The sequence below is a fragment of the Verrucosispora sp. TAA-831 genome, from assembly GCF_050780145.1.
In the GTDB taxonomy this organism is placed as follows: Bacteria; Actinomycetota; Actinomycetes; order Mycobacteriales; family Micromonosporaceae; genus Micromonospora.
In genome coordinates this window covers 3259033-3274010 of sequence record NZ_CP192240.1, presented here as the reverse complement: position 1 = coordinate 3274010, position 14978 = coordinate 3259033, and the positions used below count along the sequence as shown (strand labels likewise).

Below are 14978 nucleotides of genomic sequence, written 5' to 3'. Positions count from 1 at the left end.
GGTGTGGCTGAGGACGCCGCGAGGGAGAGCGCCCGTGGTCACCGCCAGCCCTTCCGTCCGGCCGTGGTACCGCCCGATGCGGCCCCGCCGCCGCGACGAGCCGCACCGCGCGGCCACCAATCTGGAACTCTTCTTCGACCTCTGTTTCGTGGTCGCGGTGACGCAGGCCGCGGGCGCGCTACAGGACGCGCTGACCGGGGGCCGGGCCGGGCACGCGGTGCTCGCCTACCTGCTGGTCTTCTTCGCCATCTGGTGGGCCTGGATGAACGTCACCTGGTTCGCCTCCGCGTACGACACCGACGACGACGTCTACCGGCTCACCGTCCTGGTGCAGATCGCCGGTGCGCTGATCCTGGCCGCCGGGGTACCCGAGGCGTTCGCGTCGGCCGACTACGCGACCGTGACCGTCGGGTACGTGGTGCTGCGGCTGGCCGCCGTCGCGAACTGGCTGCGGGCCGCCGGGGGCGACCCGGCCCACCGACGCAGCGCCCTGCGGTACGCGACCGGCGTCGCCGTGGTGCAGGGCGGCTGGCTGCTGCGGCTGCTCGTGCCGCCCGCCCTGGGGCTGCCGTCGTTCCTGCTGCTGATCCTCGCCGAACTGCTGGTCCCGGCGCTGGCCGAACGCACCGGGACGACTCCGTGGCATCCCCGGCACATCGCCGAACGGTACGGACTGTTCACCCTGATCGTGCTCGGCGAGGTGGTGCTGGCCGTCACCGTGGCGGTGCAGACCGGGGTGGACGCCGGTGACGACGGATTGTGGCCGGTGGCCGCCGCCGGCGCCGCGATCGTCTTCGCGCTCTGGTGGCTCTACTTCGACCGGCCGGTGGACGTGCCCACCCGGCTGCGACGCGCGCTGTCCTGGGGCTACGGGCACTACGTCGTGTTCGCCGGACTCGCCGCCGTGGGTGCCGGGCTGACGGTGACCGTCGACCACCGACGCCACCCCGACCAGGTCGACGGCCTGCTGGCCGGGTACGCGCTGGCCGTGCCGGTGGCGGTGGTCCTGCTGGTGCTCTGGGGGCTGCGGATCCTGGCGTACCGGCGGCGGACGGTCCGGGTGGCGATCCCGGCGACCGCGGCGGCGGTGCTGCTGACCCCGCTGGTCCCGGCCTCGGTGTACCTGGTGGCGCTGCTGCTGGTCAGCCTGGTGGCGGTGACCCGGTGGCCGTCGGCGCGGACACCGCGCTAGTGCGGGCGGTCCGGCCCCGGGTGCCGAGGGCGGTCAGCAGACGGCCGTGACCGACCGGCGCGACCCGGGCCATCAGGTCCGGCAGCCGGGCCGACCAGCCGATCAGGACCCGGCCCCGGCGACGGGCCACGCCACGCAGCACGGCCTCGGCGGCGGTGCGCGGGTCGATGGTGAGCAGCCGCTCGAACCGCTGCCGCCCCGCCTCGTACTCGGCCCGGTCGACGCCGCTGCCCACCCGGGCGTCGGTGGCGATGCGGGTCCGGATGCCGCCGGGGTGCACGCAGGTCACGCCGATGCCGTCGGCGGCGAGTTCGTGGCGCAGCGCCTCGGTGAAGCCACGTACGGCGAACTTGCTGGCCGCGTAGGCGACCTGCCCGGGCGGGGCGATCAGGCCGAAGAGGCTGGAGACGGTGACCAGGTGCGCCCCGGGCGCGGCCCGCAGCGCGGGCAGCAGAGCGTGGGTCAGTTGGGCGACGGCCCGGAAGTTGACCTCCATCACCCAGGTGAACTCGGCGAAGGTCACCTCGTCGAAGCGCCCGCCGAGCGCCACCCCGGCGTTGTTGACCAGCAGTCGGATCGCCGGATGCCGGTCCCGGAGCTGCCCGGCGACCGCCTCGGTGGCCGCCGCGTCGGCCAGGTCGACCACGTACGTGTCGACCGGCCGCCCGGCGGCGCGGACGGCGTCGGCCACCGCGTCGAGCCCGTCGGCGTCGCGGTCCAGCAGGACCAGCGCCGCGCCGCGTCGGGCCAGGCCGTGGGCCAGGGCCGCCCCGATGCCACCGGCCGCGCCGGTCACCACGGCGGTGCCGTCGGTGAAGTCGAACCTACGCATCGACGGCGCTCCCTCGTGGCGTGCCGGCCGCGTCGAAGCGGACCCCGGCGTCGGTGACCCGCCCGTAGCGCAGCATCAGCAGGTCACGGGGGTAGTTCTGGTGCAGACGCCAGGGCGGGCGACGCCCCTGCGACGGCAGGTGCGCCAGGCCACGGCGGACGTACCCGGAGGTCAGGTCGATCAGCGGCGCCCGCCGCCCGTCGGGTGGGGCGAGCGGGGTGACCACCCGGGCTCCGGTGCGGTCCAGGTGGCGCAGCAGGCGGCAGACGTACTCGGCGACCAGGTCGGACTTCAACGTCCAGGAGGCGTTGGTGTAGCCGAGCGTCATGGCGAAGTTGGGCACGCCGGAGAGCATCATGCCCTTGTAGGCGACGGTCCCCGGCAGGTCCACGTCGACGCCGTCCACCCGCAGCGTCATGCCGCCGAGCGCGAGCAGGTCGAGCCCGGTGGCGGTGACCACCACGTCGGCCGGCAGCTCCGCGCCGCCGGTGAGCCGGACGCCGTGCGCGGTGAACGTCTCGACGGTGTCGGTCACCACATCGGCCCGCCCGGCCGACAGGGCCTCGAACAGGTCCCCGTCGGGCACCACGCAGAGCCGCTGGTCCCACGGGTCGTAGCGGGGTGTGAAGTGGCGGTCGACGTCGTACCCGGCCGGCAGTCGCCGGGCCACGGCCCGCCGCAACAGCGCGCGGACCAGCCCGGGGGCGCGCCGGCTGAGCCGGTAGGTCGCAGCGGTGGCCAGCACGTTCTTCGACCGGATCAGCGGGTACGCCAGCCGGGCGGGCAGCCGCCGCCGCAGCGTGTCGGCGAGCGCGTCGCGGGCGGGCAGCGCCAGCACGTACGTCGGGGACCGTTGCAGCATGGTCACGTGGGCGGCGCGCCGCGCCAGCGCCGGGACCAGTGTGACGGCGGTGGCGCCGCTGCCGATCACCACCACGGTACGACCCGAGTGGTCGAGGTCGGTCGGCCAGTGCTGCGGGTGCACGATCCGCCCGGTGAACCGCTCCTGCCCCGGCAGGTGCGGGGTGTGTCCGGCGTCGTAGCGGTAGTAGCCGGTGCAGGCGTACAGGAAGTCGCAGGTGAGCACCACCGTGTCGGCGGTGTCGGCACGGTGCACGTGCACCGTCCAGCGGGCCCGTTCGCTGTCCCACTCGGCGCGGACGACCCGGTGCCGGAAACGGATGTGCCGGGTCACGTCGTACGCGTCGGCGGTGCGCCGCAGGTAGTCGAGGATGGTGTGGCCCTCGGCGATCGCCGTCGGGGCGGTCCACGGCGCGAAGGAGTAGCCGAGGGTGAACATGTCGGAGTCCGAGCGCACCCCGGGATAGCGGAACAGGTCCCAGGTGCCGCCGAGGTCGTCGCGCGCCTCCAGCACGGCGTAGGTCTTGTCCGGGCAGCGGCGGCGCAGGTGGCAGGCGGCGCCGATACCGGAGAGCCCGGCACCCACGATGAGCACGTCGACATGGTCGGACATCGGCTCGCCTTCCGCTGGCCTGCTGGTGCCCCGGACCCTACCCAGCCCCGCCGGGCGGCGTACCCCACCCCGGCGCGCCCGACCGCCGCGCGGTGGGCTACCGCCCGGCGGCGGTGAGCAGGGCCACGGCCGGGACGAGCCGGGCCCGTTCGTCGGCGCTCTGGGTGGGGTCGGCGCGGCGTCGCGCCACGGCCGCGTCGACCAGGGGTACGGCGTGACCACGGATCGCCCGCAGGTAGGCGCGCAGCAGCTCCCCCGCCTCGGTGGCCACCGGTTGGTCCCGGTCCACCACGACCTGGGCGAGGATGAGGGCGGTCATCGCCACGTCCAGCCCCGGCGGGCCGTGCCTGACGTTGCGCCAGTCGATCAGCACCGGCCCGGACGGGTCGAGGACCACGTTGTCCGGGTGCAGGTCCAGGTGCAGGATCCGCTCGCCGTCCCCCGCCTCGGGCAACGGCGCGACGGCGTGCAGGCGGCGGTGCAGGTCGGCCAGGAGCGCGGCGGCCGTCTCGACGTCGATCACACCGGTGAGCAGCGCGTGCAGCAGGGTCGGGCCGGACAGCCGCCGCATCACCAGGTCGGTGCCGTCGGCGTGGTGCACCCGGGGCACCGGGAATCCGGCCGCGTGCAGGTGGGCCATGAACCGGGCCTCGACGGTCACGTCGCCGCCGTCCCGGTAGCGGCGCAGCACCCGCTCGCCGTCCAGCGCGTACACGTCGGCTTCCCGGCCGGAGGCCAGCGGGGTCGGATCCGTCACGGAAGCGACGGTAGCCCGCCGGTTCCCGGTTCCACGGTGGACCTTCGGGACATCGTCGGTGGTCGACCTGTGTCAGGCTGAACGACGACGTAGTCGCCGGAGGTGATGGTCACGTTACGCACGCAGCAGCTCGTCGCCGTGCCGGACGTCGCGCCGCTCGACGTCGACGTGCCGGTCGGGACGACGACGGCGCTGCTCGCCGCGCCCGGCGTGGCCACCGCCGTGGCGCGGGTGGTGGTCGGGTTGGCCGCGCCGGTCAGCGGCCGGATCCTGGTCGGCGAGCGGGACGTCACCGACCTGCCACCACCGCGTCGGCGCATCGGGTACGTGCCGGCCGGGGGCGCCCTGCTGCCGCACCTGACCGTCGGCCGCAACATCTCCTACGGCCAGCGCCGTCGGCAACGGGTCCACGACGTCGCCGACGACTGGGCGTCCACCCTGGTCACCCGGCTCGAACTCGCCCCGACCCTGGGGCTGCGGCCACATCAGATCTCGGCGGCCCAGCGGTTCCGGGTCGCGCTCGCGCGGGCCATGGCGTGCCTGCCCGAGGTGCTGGTGGTCGACCTGCCCACCCCGGTCGACGGGGTACGCCTCCCCCCGCTGCTGCACCGGCTGTCCCCGCCGGACTCCCCCGGTGTCACCGTGCTGCTCTGCTCGGGGCACCCGGAGGTGCTGGCCGAGGTGTCCACCCAGGTGCGGGTGGGGGTCAGCGACGAGGCGGCGGCGTGAACGGGGTCGGGCGGCTGCATCGCCGTACGCTGTTGCGGGCCGCCGTGGCGGCAACCGTGACCGGTGCCGCCGGCTGTGCCCGGGGCCCCCGCCCGGTGCAGGTGGCGGTGGTGTGGAGCGGCACCGAGCTGGCCCGGTTCCGCGAGGTGGTCGACGGCTTCCCCGACCCGGTGCGGGTGATCGGGGTGGGTAACGACATCGACGCGTTCCTGGCCGCCCGGATGCTGGCCGGCACCAGCCCGGACGTGGCGATCCTGTCCCGACCGGGGCTGATCGTCGAGTACGCCCGCCGGGGCTGGCTGGACCGGGTCGCCCCGGCCAGCAGCTATCTGGCGCCGGCCGGGATGGCCGACCTGCTGACCGTCGACGGGCAACGGTACGGCCTGTGGATCAAGGCGGCGCACAAGTCGCTGTTCTGGTACTTCCCGTCCCTGCTGGCGGAGCCGCCCCGCACCTGGGACGCGCTGGTCGAGACCACCCGCCGGCTCGGGGCACGGCACCGGGCGGACGAGGGCCCGGCGCCACTGGCGATCGGTGCCGCCGACGGGTGGGTGCTCACCGACTGGTTCGAGAACTCCCTCGCCGACATCGCCACTCCCGGTGGCTACGAGGCGCTGGCCCGGGGCGAGGCCGACTGGCAGGACCGGCCGGTACGCGACGCCCTCGACCGGCTCGCCGAGCTGTGGAGCGTCGACGGCGCGTTCCTCGGCGGCGGTCGACGCGCCCTGCTCACCCAGTTTGAGGAGTCGGTGATCCAGGTGGCGCACCACCGGCACGCGGCGATGGTGTTCGAGGCCGACTTCGTCGACGGCGTCGCCGCCCGCTTCCGGCTCGGCACCGAGCCGCTGGTCACCTTCCGGTTCCCCGGCTCGCGGGTGGCCGACCAGCCGTTGGTCGTCGGCGGCGACGCGGCGGTGGCCTTCGCCGGCTCGACCTCCGGGGTGGAGCTGGTGCGCTGGCTCAGCGACGCGGCGGCGTTCCGGCCGTGGCTGGAGGCGGGCGGCTACCTCTCCCCCAACCTGGTGGTGCCGGTGGACGGTTACCGCGACCCGCTGCGTCGGCGGCTGGCTGCGGAGTTCCGGGCCGTCGAGGCGCTGCGCTACGACCTCTCGGACCGGCTGCCGGGCACCTTCACCGGCACCGACGGTGTCGGCATCTGGCGCATCATGCAGGACTTCTTCGCAGACGTGACCGACGGCGTGGCCGCCCGGGAGGCGGTCCGGCGGGCCACCGGGCAGCTCGCCGAGGCGGCCCGGGCGGCGAGGAGCGGACAGTGAGCCGCGAACCCCTGCTCGGTCAACTCGCCCTGCTCGACGACGTCGGGCCGCCCCGACGCGGTCGGGCGTACCCGGCGACCGGCGCCACCTGGGCGCTGCTGGCCCCGGCCGGGCTCCTGCTCGGTGGACTGCTGGCCTGGCCGGTGCTGCGCACGGTGCAGGCCAGCGTCACCACCGACGGCCGGTGGGTGGGCGCGGAGCACTACCGAGCTGCGCTCACCGCGTCGGGCGCCGGTGCCGCGCTGGGCCGGACGGTGCTCTGGGCGCTGCTGGTGCCGACCGTGGTCACCGTCCTGGGGTACCTGCTCGCCGCCGCCTCCCGCCGCTCCCAGGAGGGCTGGCTGGTCCGGTTCATCCTGGTGGTGCCGACCGCCCTGCCGCTGGTGGTCACCGGGGTCACGTTCCGGCTGCTCTACGACCCGGACCCGCAGCGGGGACCGGTCACCCTGCTGCTGGCCCGGCTGACCGGCACACCCGAGCAGGTGCCGCACCTGCTCGGGCCGCGCCTGGTGACGGTGGCGGTGATGTCGGCGTTCGTGTGGGCCTGGGTCGGGCTGGCCGTGCTGGTGTTCCGGGCCGCGCTCGACACCGTGCCCGCCGACCTGGTCGACGCGGTCCGCGCCTTCGGCGGCTCGCGCCGCGACGTGTTCTGGGACGCGCAGTGGCGACCGCTGATGCTGCGTACGGTGGCGGTGGTCTTCGCCCTGGTCGCGGTCGGCACCAGCCGCACCTTCGACCTGATCCTGGTGATGACGCCCGGCTCGGTGCGCGACGAGGCGTCGGTGCTGGCGCTGCGGATCTGGCAGACCTCCGGGGCGACGACCACCGGGCAGGGCGCCGCCCTGGGGGTGATCTGGCTGGTCGCGGTGACCGCCGGCATGCTCGTGGTGGCGATGTTCATCCGGCAGGCGTGGCCGCCTCCGCCGCAGCCGGCCGTGCCCGCCGCCGCGCCGCCGCCGCGACGACTGGTCCGGGTGCTCGCCGCCGCAGCCGCCGTGGCGTGGCTGCTGCCGCTCGGGGTGCTCGCGGCCACCTCGTTGCAGAGTCCGGTCCGGGCGGCCACCGACGCCTGGTGGTCCGGGCCGCCGGGCCTGGACTCCTACCGGGCGGTGCTCGGCGGGGCGGGGCTGTGGCGCAGTCTGGGTTTCACGCTGGTGCTGGCCCTGGTCGTCACCGCCGTCGTGCTCTGCGTGGCGCTGTTGGCCGCGTACCCGCTGGCCTGGTTGACCGGGCCGCCCGCCCAGGCCGTCGGGCTGGCGTTGCTGGCCGCGGCGGTGGTGCCGGTGCAGGTCGTCGCGGGGCCGATCAACGAGGTGCTCGGCGTGGCGCTCTCCTCCGGCACGGCGCGCGGGTTGGCGCTGGTGCACATCGCGCTGGGGGTCCCGTTCGCGGTGCTGGTGCTGCGCAACGCCTTCGCCGACCTGCCCGCCGACCAGGTCCGGGCCGCCCGGCTCGGCGAGCGGCACCGGTGGGACACGCTGCGACGGCTGGTCCGGCACCATCGCACCGCCGTGCTGGCGGTGGCCGTGCTGGAGTTCGTCCAGGTGTGGAACGACCTGGTGGTGGGTCTGCTGTTCAGCGGGCCGGACGCCACTCCGCTCGGCTGGTTCCTGGCCGAGCAGACCCGGGGCTTCGTGACCGGCAGCGGCACCCTCGCGGCCGGGTCGGTGCTCGCCTCGATCCTGCCGGTGCTGGTGTTCGTGCTGGGTCGTCGGCAGATCGTCGCCGGGCTGGTCGCCGGAGGCGTACGGTGACCGGCCCGGCCCGTTCCACCCGGCGACCCCGCCTGCTCAGCGTGCTGCTGGCGCTCGGCGGGGTCCTCGGCGCCGGGGTCAGCGCGCTGCTCGGCAACATCACCGGCAACCTGCTCTCCGAACTGTCCGTCACCGCCCTCGGCTCGGCCAGCCTGGGCGTGGCGGCGCTCGGCGTGGCCGCCTCGTTCCTGGTGGAGTGGCGACGCCGTCAGCGGGCGGAGCGCTCGGCGACCGACCACGCCGTCACCTCGGCGACCAGCGGCGCGCCCACCCTGCCCCGCTCGGACGGGTTCACCGGACGGCGCGGACAGGCGGAGGCGGTGGTGGAGCTGCTCGACCCGAAGCACGCCGTGGCGGTGGTGGGTCGGCGGGCGGTCGGCACCTCGTGGTGCGCGATCCAGGCGGCGAACCTGTGCCGGTCGGAGTTCCCGGACGGGCAATACTACCTCGACCTGCGTCGCGGCGGGCGGGCCCGCTCGCCCCGGGAGGTGCTCACCGCGCTGGCCCGGGTGCTCGGCACCGCCCCGCCGCGCTCGGGACGCGCCGACGACCTCGCCGACGCCGCGGACGCGCTGCGCGGTCAGGTCGACGGTCGCAGGGTCCTGCTGGTGCTGGACAACGTGGACAGCCCGGCCCAGGTCCGTGCGCTGCTGCCGCCGACCACCCGGATCTGCCGGCTGCTGCTGGCCGGCACCGGCCGGCTCGCCGCGCTCAACGGGGTGGCCGCGTACTGGTTGGCCGAGCCGGAGCCGGACGACGCGGTGGAGATGTTCGCGGTCGCCGGCACCACCGGCGGGGTGCACCGCCCGCAGCGGGCCGACCCGCGCCGCGACCCCGACGTCCGCACGATCGTGGAGCTCTGCGGCTACCAGCCGCGCGCGGTGACCGAGCTGGGCCGACGCACCACGACGTACGGCTGGCGGCACGCCGACGTGCGGCACGCGCTGCGCCGGGCCGCCGACACGCCCCCGCACCAACGGGTCGACGTGTCGCCGGTGACCGAACTGGTCGTCGCGCAGGACACCGCGTACCACGCGCTCGGCGGCGAGGCGCGCCGGTTGTGGCGGCTGTTGTCGCTCAGCCCGGTGCCGCTGGACCGGCCGACCATCGCCGCGCTGGCCCGCCGCCGCCCGGACCGGGTCGCCGCGCTCCTCGACGAGCTGGCCGACGGCGCGTTCGTGACCGGCGCGTCCGGGGACCGGTACGAGGTGCGACCGCTGCTCGCCCCGTACGCCCGGATGCACCTGCGGGAGGCGGTGCCGGTGCGTCGCCGGGTCAACGCACAGGCACGGCTGACCCGGCACCTGGCGCGCCGGGCCGAGCGGCAGGTGACCGGGCTGACGGCGGCCGGTCCGTTGGAGACCGACCCGCGGCTGCCGGCCGACGACCCGTACGACTGGTTCACCCTGCACCAGGATCTGCTGCTGGCGGTGGTCAAGGTGCCGGCCGGCGCGGTGCGGGCGCTGCCCCGGCGGGTCCGGGGCTGGTGGTTCCGGTTGGCGGTGGCGTCCTGCGGCTGGCTCGCCCACGCCGAGCGGCGCGACGAGTGGGAGGACCTCTGCCGGACGGTGCTGAGCAACCCGACCGCCCAGCAGCGGCCGGAGATCGCCGGGTGGGCGCACAACCAACTGGGCGTGGTGCTGCGGCGCCGTCACGACCCGTACGGCGCGATGGCCGAGTTGAGTCTGGCGGTGGCCGGGCAGGGACGCCGGGGCACCGCCCAGGCCCGGATGAACCTCGGGCTGGCCCTGCTCGACCTGGGGCGGCTGGACGAGGCGGTGGCCCACCTGGAGCTGTCCCGTCGGCACCGGGCCGGTGGCGACCGCGCCGGGCAGGCCCTCAGCGACCTGGGGCTGGGGGCGGCGCGGCTGGCCCGTGGTGACCGGGAGGCCGCCCACGACCTGCTGGTGCGGGCGGCGAACACGTTCCGGTCGCTCGGTGACTCGCGTGGCTACGCGGCGGCGCTGACCAATCTCGTCCTGGTGCACGCCGCGATGGGCGAATACCTGGACGCCGCCCAGGCGTGGCGGGCCGCGCTGCGCGAGTACGAGACGATCGGTGATCCGACGAACCGGGCGGCGGCGCTGCTCAACGCGGGGGCGGCGCTGCTCGGTACGGCGCCGGGCCAGGCCGACCAGGCGGCCGAGTGGCTGGCCGAGAGCCTACGGCTGCGGGAGGGCGGCCGGGTCGACGCGGGGCTGGGCCGGACGCTGCTGCACCTGGGCGACGCGGAGGCCGCGCGGCAGCGTCCCGAGACCGCCCGCCGTCGCTGGATCGACGCGGCGGCGGTCTGCGAGTCGGTCGGCGACGAGGACGGTCAGCGGGCGGCCGACGATCGCCTGGCCAGCGCCCCCGGGCCGACGTCGGGTTGAGCCGGCGGGCGTGCGGGCAGCGCGCCGACGGTCAGGCGGTCTCGCCGGGGGCGAGGTACCGGTAGCCGGGGACGGTCTCGCTGAACCAGCCGTTCACGCTGGCCAGACCGCGTTCGTTGAGCTGCGCCTTGGTGATCCGCACGACGTGACGCTATGCGGATCGGCCGCCGGGCGTGGTCCCGCGACGGCGTCGGCGGACGGGCGGTTCGTCGGCTGCCGCCTCGACCGCCTGGCACAGGTCCACCAGCGGGTCGTCGGCCTGCGCCGCGCAGGCCACCTGCCTGAGCAGGTCCCGCAGCTCGCCGCGCTGCGCGGGGGTGAGCGCCCGGAGCAGTCGCGTCTCGACGTCCGCCAGCGCCGCGCGCCGTCGGCGGGCCGCCTCGCGGCCGGCGTCGGTGAGGGTGACCAGGCGGCTGCGCCGGTCGGCGGGGTCGGGGCGGCGCACCACCAGCCCGTCGCGCTCCAGGTCGTCGATCAGGTAGGTCAGCACGGTGCGGTCGATACCCAACTCCTCGGCGACGGCGCCCTGGTTGCGGGCGGGCTCCCGGCCGGCCGCCACCAGCACCTGATAGCCGCGCGGACCGCCGGGCAGGTCACCGGCGACGTGCTCGGCCGCGCGGACGTAGGCCCGGAAGACGACGCCGAGCGTCCACCCGAGGTCGTCGGTGATCGGATCGGGGTGGGGGTCACTGGCCTGCGGACCGGTCATCCTCACAGATTAACCCAGATCACAGATTTTATTGGGCAAAGATGTTCTGTTCGCAATAACATCTGTGGCGCGGGGTGATCGCCCCGGCAACGGGAAGGAAGACAGACATGAGCGACTACGGGCACCCCCTGACCTTCGGGTCGTTCCTGACGCCCGGCAACGCCGAACCGGCCGGGCCGGTCGGCCTGGCCATGCTCTCCGAGCAGGTCGGGCTGGACCTGGTCACCTTCCAGGACCACCCCTACCAGCCGGCCTTCCTGGACACCTGGACGCTGCTCAGCTACGTCGCCGCGCGGACCGAGCGGGTGCGGCTGGCCGCCAACGTGACGAACCTGCCGCTGCGACCACCCGCCGTACTCGCTCGCAGTGTCGCCAGCCTCGACCTGCTCAGCGGCGGCCGGATCGAGCTCGGACTGGGCGCCGGAGCGTTCTGGGACGCCATCGAGGCGATGGGCGGTCGACGTCTCACCCCGGGCCAGGGCGTGCGGGCCCTGGAGGAGGCGATCGAGATCATCCGCCAGATCTGGGACGCCGACGCCCGGGGCGGCGTCCGGGTCGACGGCGAGTTCCACCGGGCAGCCGGCGCCAAACGCGGCCCGGCGCCCGCCCACGACGTCGGCATCTGGCTCGGCGCGTACAAGCCCCGGATGCTCGCGCTGACCGGGCGGCGGGCCGACGGCTGGCTGCCCTCGCTGGCCTACCTGCAACCCGGCGACCTGGCCAAGGGGAACACGATCATCGACGACGCGGCCGAAAAGGCCGGGCGGTCGCCGGGTGACGTGCGACGGCTGCTCAACGTCAACGGCCGGTTCACGGCCACCGGGCGCGGGCCGCTGGACGGCCCGGCCGAGCAGTGGGCCGAGGAACTGGCCGACCTCGCTCTCACCGACGGCGTCAGCACCTTCATCCTCGGCACCGACGACCCGGACGACCTGCGGCGTTTCGCCGCCGAGGTGGCACCGGCCACCCGGGAGCTGGTCGCCGCCGAGCGCGCCTCCGGTCGCGCCGGTGGCACGCCCACGTCGGCCGACCGGGCAGCCCGGTTCCCGAGCGAGACGACCCCGGTCGCCACCGCCCGGCCGGAGCGGCCCCGGGCCGTGCTCGGGTCGAGCGCCTTCGCCGTGGTGCCGACACCCGACGACGGCGTACGCCGCAGCGACGTCCGGGTGTGGGACGAGGCGGCCCGCCCCACGGGTCCGGCACCGGACCCGACGCGTACCTACACCGCACACGAGCAGGCCGGCGCCCAGCACCTGATCGACGTCCACGACGGCCTGCGCAGCGAGCTGGCCCAGATCCAGGACCTGATCGAGCAGGTCGCGGCCGGGCTGGTCGACGTCGGCACCGCCCGGTCCCACATCAACACGATGACCATGCGGCAGAACAAGTGGACGCTGGGCACCTACTGCGAGTCGTACTGCCGGGTGGTGACCACACACCACACCATCGAGGACCGTGCGCTCTTCCCGCACCTACGCGGCACCGACCCGCGCCTCACGCCGGTGATCGACCGGTTGGAGGCGGAGCACCACGCCATCCACGACGTGCTGGAGGGCGTCGACCGGGCACTCGTGGCGTTCGTGGCCACCCCGGACGGCATGGCCGAGCTGCGTGCCGCCGTCGACCTGCTCAGCGACACGCTGCTGTCGCACCTGGCGTACGAGGAACGCGAGCTGGTCGAACCGATCGCCCGCCTGGGCGCGCACTGACCCGTCCCGTCAGGTTGCGGGTGCCCGGCGCATCCCCCACACCTTGGGGCCGCCGTCGGGCACCCGCACCTCGCCGGTGACCTCGAAGCCGAGCCGCCGGTAGAAACCGACGTTGCGCTCCGCCGAGGTCTCCAGCACCACCGGCAGCCCCGCGCGGGCCGCGTCGGCCAGCCCCGGCCGCAGCACCCGGGAGCCGAAACCGCCGCCCCACCGGTCGCGCCGGACCCCGACGGTGGCCAGCAGGTACGCCGGGTCCGTGGCGCGCAGCGGGGCACACGCGACCTCGGCGACCAGCGCGACCTCGTGCCGATCACCGGCCAGCTCCGCGTTCCGGGCGGCCAGGTCGGTCCAGACCCGGGCCGGTACCGGCCGGTCCGGTCCCAGCCACACCGCGACCGCGGCGATCCGCCCGGTCGGCTCGACCGCCGCCCACACGTCGCCGTACGGCAGGCCCACCGCCTCGACGGTCAGGGCGAACAGTCCGGTCAGCCGCTCCCGGTGCCGGTCCGCCGCCACCGTCCAGGCGGTCCACGGGTACCCGTCGAACGCGTCGGCCAGCGTCTGTGCCGCCTCGACCACCTCGTCGGCCGCCAGCCGCCGTACCTCGATCTCCATCCGTCGTCCCTTCCCCGTCGTGCCGACCGGCATCCTCGCACGTCGTCTCCGGGGCCCGGGATGCCATGCGGTCGCGGACCGCCCGACGGTGATGGGGACAATCTGCTGGTCGGGCGAGGCGGGGAGGTCGGGTGTCACAGTCGACGGGGTCGGCCGGAGCGGACGGCCAGACGCGCCGCAGCGGCGCGGAGGATCGGCTGCGGGCCGACTGTGCGCGGTGCTTCGGGCTCTGCTGCGTGGCTCCGGCGTTCGCCGCGTCGGCCGACTTCGCGGTCGACAAACCCGCCGGGCAGCCCTGTCGCCACCTGCGCACCGACTTCGCCTGCGGCATCCACGTCGAGCTGCGTGACCGCGGCTTCCCGGGCTGCACGGTCTTCGACTGCCACGGGGCGGGTCAGCGCGTCGCGCAGGAGACCTTCGGCGGCCGGGACTGGCGGGCCGCCCCGGAGACCGCAGCGCTGATGTTCGACGTCTTCGCGGTGATGCGCCCCCTGCACGAGCTGCTCTGGTATCTGACCGAGGCGTTGGCCCTACGTCCACCCGCCGCACTGCGCGCGGACCTCGCCGCCGCGCTCGCCGAGACCGAACGGATCGCCAGGGGCAGCCCTCAGGACCTGCTGGCGCTGGACGTCGAGGCGTACCGGGGACGGGTCAACGGGCTGCTGTCGCGTACCGGCGACCTGGCCCGGGCCCGTGGCGGCCCGGCGGGCGCGGACCGGCGCGGGGCGGTGCTGGTCGGTCGGGACCTGCGCCGGAGCGACCTGCGGGGAGCGAACCTGCGCGGCGCGGTGCTGATCGGCGCCGACCTGCGTGGAGTCGATCTCGCCCGGGCCGACCTGACCGGCGCGGACCTACGCGGGGCGGCGCTGGACGGGGCCGACCTGACCGGCGCGCTGTTCCTGCACCAGTCGCAGGTCGACGCCGCACGCGGTGACCGGCGGACCCGGCTGCCGGACCGGGTGACCCGACCGGCGCACTGGTCCGGGCTACCGTTGACCCCTGCTCCGGCTCGCCGCCGACCGAGGCGACGCTAGCGGCGGGTCGCGGCGACGGCCGCCCGCGCCTCGGTCATCCCCCGGTTGGCCAGCGCGTCGGCCCGCTCGTTCTCCGGATGCCCGTTGTGGCCCTTGACCCACAGCCAGGTGACCTGGTGCCGGGCACAGGCCGCCTCCAGCCGCTGCCACAGGTCGGCGTTCTTGACCGGCTGCTTCGCCGCGGTCCGCCAGCCGTTGCGCTTCCACGAGGCCAGCCAACTGGTGATGCCGTTGCGGACGTACGTGCTGTCGGTGTGCAGCTCGACGGTGACCGGACGGGTCAGGCTCTCCAGGGCCTCGATGGCGGCCATCAGCTCCATCCGGTTGTTGGTGGTCGGCGTCGCCTCACCACCGCACAGCTCCCGCTCGTGAGAGCCGTAACGCAGCAGGACGCCCCAACCGCCCGGGCCGGGATTGCCGCTGCACGCGCCGTCGGTCCAGATCCGCACCACCCGACCGGCCGCCTCGTCCATGGGGCCAACCTACCGAAGGCTCCCCCGGCTGCCGGGCGCGGCACCCCGGCC

Annotated in this window: 13 protein-coding genes; 7 read left to right on the top strand and 6 right to left on the bottom strand. The window is 75.2% G+C overall.

The features are described 5' to 3' along the window. Positions 1–34: 34 nt before the first annotated feature. Complete coding sequence (locus ACQVFL_RS14795) at positions 35–1192, top strand: low temperature requirement protein A (RefSeq protein WP_431729638.1); 1158 nt, start codon at positions 35–37, stop codon at positions 1190–1192. Here the strand turns inward: ACQVFL_RS14795 and ACQVFL_RS14790 are convergent. The 3 genes from ACQVFL_RS14790 to ACQVFL_RS14780 form a co-directional block, all read right to left on the bottom strand. Then, positions 1143–2024: an SDR family NAD(P)-dependent oxidoreductase gene (locus ACQVFL_RS14790; protein WP_431729637.1), complete on the bottom strand. Its 882-nt coding sequence runs from the start codon at positions 2022–2024 to the stop codon at positions 1143–1145. The two genes, ACQVFL_RS14795 and ACQVFL_RS14790, sit on opposite strands and share 50 nt — an antisense overlap. After that, complete coding sequence (locus tag ACQVFL_RS14785) at positions 2017–3498, bottom strand: flavin-containing monooxygenase (protein WP_396699528.1); 1482 nt, start codon at positions 3496–3498, stop codon at positions 2017–2019. The genes ACQVFL_RS14790 and ACQVFL_RS14785 overlap by 8 nt, the downstream gene beginning before the upstream one ends. A gap of 97 nt (positions 3499–3595) precedes the next feature. Continuing rightward, positions 3596–4255: a phosphotransferase gene (locus tag ACQVFL_RS14780; protein WP_431729636.1), complete on the bottom strand. Its 660-nt coding sequence runs from the start codon at positions 4253–4255 to the stop codon at positions 3596–3598. 105 nt (positions 4256–4360) lie between these two features. Between ACQVFL_RS14780 and ACQVFL_RS14775 the strand changes: the two genes are divergently transcribed. From ACQVFL_RS14775 to ACQVFL_RS14760, 4 genes are read left to right on the top strand one after another with little or no spacing between them, the layout of a single operon-like run. Further along, positions 4361–4984: an ATP-binding cassette domain-containing protein gene (locus ACQVFL_RS14775; RefSeq protein ID WP_396699532.1), complete on the top strand. Its 624-nt coding sequence runs from the start codon at positions 4361–4363 to the stop codon at positions 4982–4984. After that, positions 4981–6261 (top strand): extracellular solute-binding protein, encoded by a 1281-nt coding sequence (locus ACQVFL_RS14770; protein ID WP_431729635.1) that lies wholly within the window; start codon positions 4981–4983, stop codon positions 6259–6261. Before ACQVFL_RS14775 ends, ACQVFL_RS14770 begins: the two co-directional genes overlap by 4 nt. Then, entirely contained in the window at positions 6258–8015 is a 1758-nt protein-coding gene (locus ACQVFL_RS14765) for an ABC transporter permease subunit (protein ID WP_396699536.1), read from the top strand. Before ACQVFL_RS14770 ends, ACQVFL_RS14765 begins: the two co-directional genes overlap by 4 nt. Next, positions 8012–10387 carry a hypothetical protein gene (locus tag ACQVFL_RS14760; protein WP_431729634.1) on the top strand — a complete coding sequence of 792 codons (2376 nt, stop codon included), beginning with the start codon at positions 8012–8014 and terminating at the stop codon, positions 10385–10387. Before ACQVFL_RS14765 ends, ACQVFL_RS14760 begins: the two co-directional genes overlap by 4 nt. A 151-nt stretch (positions 10388–10538) precedes the next feature. Here the strand turns inward: ACQVFL_RS14760 and ACQVFL_RS14755 are convergent, their stop codons facing one another. Next, positions 10539–11096, bottom strand: coding sequence for a MarR family winged helix-turn-helix transcriptional regulator (locus tag ACQVFL_RS14755; protein WP_431729633.1), 558 nt, complete (start codon positions 11094–11096; stop codon positions 10539–10541). Positions 11097–11203: 107 nt separating this feature from the next. Between ACQVFL_RS14755 and ACQVFL_RS14750 the strand changes: the two genes are divergently transcribed. Beyond that, complete coding sequence (locus ACQVFL_RS14750) at positions 11204–12805, top strand: LLM class flavin-dependent oxidoreductase (protein ID WP_396699544.1); 1602 nt, start codon at positions 11204–11206, stop codon at positions 12803–12805. A gap of 9 nt (positions 12806–12814) precedes the next feature. On the opposite strand, the gene ACQVFL_RS14745 is transcribed toward ACQVFL_RS14750, so the two are convergent. Beyond that, positions 12815–13414: a GNAT family N-acetyltransferase gene (locus ACQVFL_RS14745; RefSeq protein ID WP_396699565.1), complete on the bottom strand. Its 600-nt coding sequence runs from the start codon at positions 13412–13414 to the stop codon at positions 12815–12817. Between the two features lie 137 nt (positions 13415–13551). Between ACQVFL_RS14745 and ACQVFL_RS14740 the strand changes: the two genes are divergently transcribed. Next, positions 13552–14454 (top strand): pentapeptide repeat-containing protein, encoded by a 903-nt coding sequence (locus tag ACQVFL_RS14740; protein ID WP_396699546.1) that lies wholly within the window; start codon positions 13552–13554, stop codon positions 14452–14454. Here ACQVFL_RS14740 and rnhA read toward each other — a convergent pair. Beyond that, the gene (rnhA, locus tag ACQVFL_RS14735; RefSeq protein ID WP_396699547.1) at positions 14451–14927 is read right to left on the bottom strand and encodes a ribonuclease HI; all 477 of its coding nucleotides are present in this window, start codon (positions 14925–14927) and stop codon (positions 14451–14453) included. The genes ACQVFL_RS14740 and rnhA overlap by 4 nt on opposite strands. Between the last annotated feature and the right edge of the window lie 51 nt (positions 14928–14978).

Excerpts from the sequence above, each read along its gene's own strand:
- ACQVFL_RS14755 (WP_431729633.1), bottom strand. The coding sequence starts at position 11,096 with ATGACCGGTCCGCAGGCCAGTGACCCCCACCCCGATCCGATCACCGAC.
- ACQVFL_RS14750 (WP_396699544.1), top strand. The coding sequence starts at position 11,204 with ATGAGCGACTACGGGCACCCCCTGACCTTCGGGTCGTTCCTGACGCCC.
- rnhA (WP_396699547.1), bottom strand. The coding sequence starts at position 14,927 with ATGGACGAGGCGGCCGGTCGGGTGGTGCGGATCTGGACCGACGGCGCG.
- ACQVFL_RS14775 (WP_396699532.1), top strand. The coding sequence starts at position 4,361 with ATGGTCACGTTACGCACGCAGCAGCTCGTCGCCGTGCCGGACGTCGCG.
- ACQVFL_RS14785 (WP_396699528.1), bottom strand. The coding sequence starts at position 3,498 with ATGTCCGACCATGTCGACGTGCTCATCGTGGGTGCCGGGCTCTCCGGT.
- ACQVFL_RS14790 (WP_431729637.1), bottom strand. The coding sequence starts at position 2,024 with ATGCGTAGGTTCGACTTCACCGACGGCACCGCCGTGGTGACCGGCGCG.